Raw genomic sequence first — 1,468 nt, forward strand, 5'->3', positions numbered from 1 at the left:
GACCGGCACCGAATGGCTGATCGCCAGGTACGCGAGCAGCGCGCCGCCCAGCATCTTGAGCACGCCCGGCACCACCCAGCCCGGCCCGCCGATCAGCACGCCCAGCCACCAGCGCTTGCGGTTGGCCGCGGTGCGCTCGGGCATGAAGCGCAGGTAGTCGACCTGCTCGCCCATCTGCGTGATCAGCGCGATGCCCACCGTCATCGCGGCGCCGAACAGGCCCAGGTTGAACTCCGCGCCGCGGCCCTCGGCGCCGGCGTAGTGCACCAGGCCATCGAGCACGCCCGGGTTCTGGCGCAGCACGTAGACGTAGGGCACGACCAGCAGCACCAGCCACAGCGGCTGCGTCCAGACCTGCAGCCGGCTGATCGCGGTGACGCCGTGCGTGACCAGCGGGATCACCACCAGCGCGCAGATCAGGTAGCCCCAGGCCGGCGGCACGTCGAACGCGAGCTCGAGCGCGTAGGCCATGATGGCCGCCTCGAGCGCGAAGAAGATGAAGGTGAAGCTCGCGTAGATCAGCGAGGTGATGGTCGAGCCGATGTAGCCGAAGCCCGCGCCGCGCGTCAGCAGGTCCATGTCGAGCCCGTGGCGCGCCGCGTAGAAGCTGATCGGCAGGCCGGCCAGGAAGATGATCAGCCCGGTCGCGAGGATCGCCCAGAACGCGTTCAGGAAGCCGTACTGCACCAGCAGCGTCGCGCCCACCGCCTCGAGCACCAGGAACGAGGCGGCGCCGAACGCGGTGTTGGCCACGCGCAGCTCGGACCACTTGCGAAAGCTGTGCGGCGTGAAGCGCAGCGCGTAGTCCTCCATCGTCTCGCGCGCGACCCAGCTGTTGTAGTCGCGCCGGACCTTCACGACGCGCTGCACCGCGCGCTCGTCGGCAGTGCCCTCTCCTGCCCGGTCGACCGGCACGATCGCGGGGCCGACCGGCAGGGCGCCGTCTGGCGGGTTGGCAGACTTCATGCGGTGTCGAGCGCAAGCCCCGTGCCATTGCGGTGACCAGGCGCCCTAAGATGTGGCACACCTTCTGCTTCCCGCACCACCATGGAACTGACGCCGCGTGAGAAAGACAAGCTGCTGATCTTCACGGCCTCGCTGCTGGCCGAGCGCCGCAAGGCGCGCGGGCTGAAGCTCAACTACCCCGAGGCGGTCGCGCTGATCAGCGCGGCCATCATGGAGGGCGCGCGCGACGGCAGGACGGTCGCGGCGCTGATGAGCGAGGGCAAGACGGTGCTGACCCGCGCCGACGTGATGGAGGGCGTGGCCGAGCTGATCCCCGAGATCCAGGTCGAGGCGACCTTCCCGGACGGCACCAAGTTGGTGACCGTGCACCAACCCATTGCATGAACGAGATCCCCATGACTGAGACGATGCGTTCCCGCCGRCTTGCCACCGGCCTGCTGCTGGCACTGCCGGCCCTCGCGATGGCCCACACCGGCGCCGATGCCGGCCAGCACCATGACGC

At 69.5% G+C, this 1,468-nt stretch carries 2 protein-coding genes; one reads left to right on the forward strand and one right to left on the reverse strand.

Going from position 1 to position 1,468, the window contains the following annotated elements; all coding sequences use genetic code 11:
• Positions 1 to 966 (reverse strand): purine-cytosine permease family protein (locus AC1D01_RS34350; protein ID WP_477873934.1); only part of this gene is annotated, 966 nt, incomplete at its 3' end.
• An 81-nt stretch (positions 967 to 1,047) separates the two neighbouring features.
• Here AC1D01_RS34350 and ureA point away from each other — a divergent pair.
• Entirely contained in the window at positions 1,048 to 1,350 is a 303-nt protein-coding gene (ureA, locus tag AC1D01_RS34355) for an urease subunit gamma (RefSeq protein ID WP_477873936.1), read from the forward strand.
• Positions 1,351 to 1,468 lie beyond the last annotated feature (118 nt).

The organism is Rhizobacter sp. P3_B12 (genome assembly GCF_056402895.1).

Excerpts from the sequence above, each read along its gene's own strand:
- ureA (WP_477873936.1), top strand. The coding sequence starts at position 1,048 with ATGGAACTGACGCCGCGTGAGAAAGACAAGCTGCTGATCTTCACGGCC.